Annotated in this window: 5 protein-coding genes; 3 read left to right on the plus strand and 2 right to left on the minus strand. The window is 40.0% G+C overall.

What is annotated here, in order from left to right; all coding sequences use genetic code 11:
• Window positions 1-48: 48 nt before the first annotated feature.
• From A3IE_RS21470 to A3IE_RS23020, 3 genes are all read left to right on the plus strand, one after another.
• Window positions 49-339 (plus strand): hypothetical protein, encoded by a 291-nt coding sequence (locus A3IE_RS21470; RefSeq protein WP_020397224.1) that lies wholly within the window; start codon window positions 49-51, stop codon window positions 337-339.
• An 834-nt stretch (window positions 340-1,173) separates the two neighbouring features.
• A complete protein-coding gene (locus tag A3IE_RS21475; RefSeq protein WP_020397226.1) occupies window positions 1,174-1,449 on the plus strand; it encodes a hypothetical protein in 276 nt (91 codons plus the stop codon).
• A 108-nt stretch (window positions 1,450-1,557) separates the two neighbouring features.
• Window positions 1,558-1,731, plus strand: coding sequence for a hypothetical protein (locus A3IE_RS23020; RefSeq protein ID WP_020397227.1), 174 nt, complete (start codon window positions 1,558-1,560; stop codon window positions 1,729-1,731).
• 124 nt (window positions 1,732-1,855) lie between these two features.
• On the opposite strand, the gene A3IE_RS0119160 is transcribed toward A3IE_RS23020, so the two are convergent.
• Entirely contained in the window at window positions 1,856-2,647 is a 792-nt protein-coding gene (locus A3IE_RS0119160) for a hypothetical protein (protein WP_020397228.1), read from the minus strand.
• A gap of 77 nt (window positions 2,648-2,724) precedes the next feature.
• Window positions 2,725-3,570: a replication initiation protein RepM gene (gene repM, locus A3IE_RS0119165; RefSeq protein WP_020397229.1), complete on the minus strand. Its 846-nt coding sequence runs from the start codon at window positions 3,568-3,570 to the stop codon at window positions 2,725-2,727.
• Window positions 3,571-3,690: the final 120 nt, after the last annotated feature.

The following is a 3,690-nucleotide window of genomic DNA, read 5'->3' on the forward strand; positions in this document are numbered from 1 at the left end:
GGCGGAACTCTATCAATGGATCAAACAGAAAAGTAGCAGGTTATCCGCATGACAGGTAACAAGAAAAAAGCAGCCGCAGGGCTGGACGCACTTAAACAACTGGCTACACCACCAGTCTCTAACACCATGCCCCAACCCTCAGCGTCGGAGTCAAACGACAAACCGGACAAGGTTGTATTCTCCTTGCACTTGCCTGAAGTAGCCCATTCCAAGCTACGAGAGTTGAGTTTCTACGAGCGTAACAGCATGACCAAGCTCATTCTGGAAGGCGTTGATTTGCTTTTTTCCCAACGAGGTTTGCCTTCGATTGAGGAATTGAAGCAAGATGGAATGAAGTAATTATGTAACTACTGAATTATATAATGATGTAATTGCATATAATCCCCTATCCTCCGCATGAATGGCTACCATTAAAAGACTTTGCGGAAAAAGGCAACAACTTAAATTTGTGTTGGCTTTAGTGGAATAAATGTTGGGTTAATGCCTTTGAAACGTAGCTATGGCGAGGGTTCTGGCGATGCTAAAAGCTTTTGAAAATATCTTTAAAAGCAAAAGCGTTTGTATTTCACACAAAAAAACAGAAGAGCCCTTACGGCGCAAAACAGCGCCTTTGGCGTGTAGCTTGCAATGACTAGATAGTTGAACTACTCATAGCAATTTATGAAGTTTCTTATGTAGTGAAAAAGAAGCAAGAGATTCATATTCGGCTTACAAGCGAGTGTTCTTAAGCTTCATGAAAAAGTTTCTATTGTTGTGCTACTTGGCGCTAGCAAAGATGCTGATATTGTAGATGTATCTCTTGAACCGCTTAGCTTAACCAGCCTTGATTGCCGCATACCAGATTGCTTTACCAGATAATAGATCTTATGCGAAAGTCAAAAAATTGAGCAATTTCATTTTTCTGCTAAAGCTTGCCTTATATAGCGTTTCTGCCCAAAAATGGCCAAAATTTGACCCATAGAACTGCTTAAAAAATGACTTTCGTAGGAAGTCTAATAAGTTGTGCCATTTTTTCGGTTTTGATATGCCAAATTAATAGACCCCGAGCAAGGTTTCCCAGATTTTTCACCCTATTCTAAGGCTCAGATTGATATTACGCTTCTTGGATTGTGAGCTAAACTCAAGAAGTCAATTCTATTTAATCGCAATTAAAATTAATTATTGAGTAATACTATGAATATTGATTCACCATCAAATCCTTATAAAGGAACCTTAACACCTAATGCTGCCGGATGTATAACACCTGAATGTGTTGCCGGTATTCGTGGTAAAGGATATGTAGAGACAAAGGAAGAGTGTATGGGTAGATGTAAAGCTGGAGTTGGTTTTGTAGGGTCAATTGGTACAGTACCTATTCGTGCTCCTGCGGCAGCAATAGCCGCAGGCCTAGGGCTGACATTTGGAACAGATGCATTTTGTGAAAATACTGTATGCTCTGGAAAAAAATAGATATTGTTCCCATAGCTTAGTTAGCCTTAATTTTACATAGCTATGTTAAAAATTAATAATAAAGACTCTTGAAAGATTAAAATTAAAGTCCGCTATTAAGGAAAGCCAATGAATCCTCATGCTAATTTATTGATTATAATGCCCATTACCATATTAGGTATTTTTACTAAATCTTATTTAGAGCAACACTATAACTTAAGCTCAATACAAGCTTTTGCTATCATAGCGCCTATTTATATTCTGATTACAGGTGGATTATTTATGCTTTTTAGAAAAAAGTGAATTACAAAAAAATTACCTTCAACATATGATTTTTCATAATCCCCTTTATTTGCTGATCATACCTTAATATCCCTACGAGATTAAATATGAGTATAGCGTGCCTGCCTATAAATTTGGTCGAGCCTCAATATATTGGCAAGCCTACCGGTACGATAGGGCGGCTAATAGTTCCATAAGCCGGTGAGGCATCCATATTCAAATTTTGAACTTGGGAATTATTAATCCCCCAATCTATCAATTTATCGTTGAACTTAATTAAAATGGGGAGGGGAGTTGGCATTAAAAACAATTCAATAAAAGCCGCTAAGCCAATAATCGAAGCTTCCAACGCCAATGACATAATAAAAGCAACGCCAGACGCATCGAAGAGGGGAGAAGTAAAAGCGGCACTTTTATTCCGCATGATTTCCGCCATTCTTTCTTGCTCTTGTGCCTGAATTTTTAATTCATTGGCCTGAGCACCGGCAACAGTGGAAGAAGTGAGATAGCCGTATTTATCCTCTTTTCGTGCTTCCATTTGGATCCGCAAAGTATCCGCTTTGGCGGATTCAATACGGGTTTGGGCAGCACGCATCTGTAGATCAGCCGAAAGCTGTAGTTCTTGGTTCTTAGCTAGTATCGTTTCAATGACACTGGATTCAGCCATCAGGCTATAAACAGCCACCAGCAATACGCCGATAAAGGCGAAGAGGGCGAGGCGATTAAAACCGAAGCGCCAGCCTGCAATGGCAAAGCGAATGAGAAAACCTTCGGCAAAATTAAACCCAATAACCACTACAGCAGCGACTAGACCAAGGATGGGATGGATAGGGGAGAGAACGTTATACGCAAACAAACTGCCAAAACCAGCAGCAGCACAGAGTAATAACCATTTTGTAAAGTTTGCAGCAAAAACCTTGCTATCATGTGCAAGCATTTTTCAGACTCCTAATCAGTTTGAAGGGTGAAGTCCTTCCCCATTGGTTCGAAGCTTTGGGGGAGGGCGATTAAGCCTTACGGGCGTTTTAAAATCGCTTCCAGCGGTACGCCTGCCAGTTTTGCCATTTTTTGTAAATGCGCTAAATCGGCGGCTTTTTCTTTTTCCTCTTGTTGTTTGGCGGGTTGTAAGGGTAGTGGGTGAATAGTTTCGTGGGTGCCTAACTTTGGATTTTGGGCTTTTTTGAATTTAAAGCTAAAGCTAAATCCAGTAATCACTCGGCCTTGTTTGTGTTGCTCGTAATTTGCCATGATATCGGTGTGTTTGTTGATTTGGGTAATAGCTAGGTCTAATACACGCTGTTTGAATTGATGCATCAGTTTGTATTCACCATCTATTACACCAAGCCTATTTCTAAATTCCTCTAATTCAAAAATGGGGGTTTTACCTGTGCTACGCCATGCTATTAGCAACTCATACAAACGCACGGCATAGGCGCTGCTTAATCCAGCTACTTGCTCCAACTCATATTGGGTAAAATGCCGCTCAAGCTCAGTTATCAGCGGGACAACTGCGGGGGAGAAAATAAGATCGACGGTTGCTACACTGTCAATATACGCAATCTGTGAAACCCAACGAGATTTAACAATCCGTTCCTTGCCTTCTTTTATTTCACTGAAAGTGAATTGCCGCGCAAATAGGTTATTACAGGCATCTTTTAATGCTTGGTAGGCCGTATTTCTATGCACTGAAAATTGGCTTCCATAATCCTTGGCAGTAATAGTTAACGGGTTGTCAGCGCTAATACCTTTGCCAGAATTACGAGCATCCACTATAGCCAGTAGTATTAAACGTTGCTCAACAAGCGATAGCGCATAACTAGCATTGATTAGTGAATTATGTTTCACAACGACATTGCTCATACTTGATACCTGACAAATATTAAACACAATATATTATAAAGTGTTTATAAACACAAATTTATTTTAGTGTTTTATTGCACGGTAAACGTGTGCTTATTGCACGGTAAACGTGTGCTTATT

Source organism: Thiolinea disciformis DSM 14473, from assembly GCF_000371925.1.
In the GTDB taxonomy this organism is placed as follows: Bacteria; Pseudomonadota; Gammaproteobacteria; order Thiotrichales; family Thiotrichaceae; genus Thiolinea; species Thiolinea disciformis.

What these genes read in the sequence shown, in the direction of transcription:
- A3IE_RS21475 (WP_020397226.1), top strand. Translation starts at nt 1,174, where the DNA reads ATGAATATTGATTCACCATCAAATCCTTATAAAGGAACCTTAACACCT.
- repM (WP_020397229.1), bottom strand. Translation starts at nt 3,570, where the DNA reads ATGAGCAATGTCGTTGTGAAACATAATTCACTAATCAATGCTAGTTAT.
- A3IE_RS0119160 (WP_020397228.1), bottom strand. Translation starts at nt 2,647, where the DNA reads ATGCTTGCACATGATAGCAAGGTTTTTGCTGCAAACTTTACAAAATGG.
- A3IE_RS23020 (WP_020397227.1), top strand. Translation starts at nt 1,558, where the DNA reads ATGAATCCTCATGCTAATTTATTGATTATAATGCCCATTACCATATTA.
- A3IE_RS21470 (WP_020397224.1), top strand. Translation starts at nt 49, where the DNA reads ATGACAGGTAACAAGAAAAAAGCAGCCGCAGGGCTGGACGCACTTAAA.